The organism is Marinobacterium sedimentorum (genome assembly GCF_024267675.1).
Taxonomy (GTDB): domain Bacteria; phylum Pseudomonadota; class Gammaproteobacteria; order Pseudomonadales; family Balneatricaceae; genus Marinobacterium_A; species Marinobacterium_A sedimentorum.
This window is the reverse complement of the sequence record NZ_JALDYX010000216.1, coordinates 1-212: the sequence shown is the minus strand read 5'-3', so window position 1 is coordinate 212 and position 212 is coordinate 1. Positions and strand designations below refer to the sequence as shown.

1 protein-coding gene is annotated in these 212 nt (G+C 48.1%); it reads left to right on the top strand.

Annotated features, from left to right (window positions below):
• A partial coding sequence (locus tag MRS74_RS23875) for a glutamine amidotransferase-related protein (protein ID WP_438362358.1) occupies positions 1-203 on the top strand: 203 nt, incomplete at its 5' end.
• Positions 204-212 lie beyond the last annotated feature (9 nt).

Below are 212 nucleotides of genomic sequence, written 5' to 3'. Positions count from 1 at the left end.
AGATTGAAAAAGCAGGTCTTAAAGTTTCTGGTCTGTCAGCAGACAAGAAACTAGTTGAAGTGATTGAGAACCCAGCTCACCCATGGTTTGTAGCTGCGCAGTTCCACCCAGAGTTCACTTCAACGCCTCGCGATGGTCACCCGTTATTTACAGGCTTTGTGAAAGCGGCGGGCGAATTCCAGCGCGGTACTGAAGAAAAGTAAAAGGATACG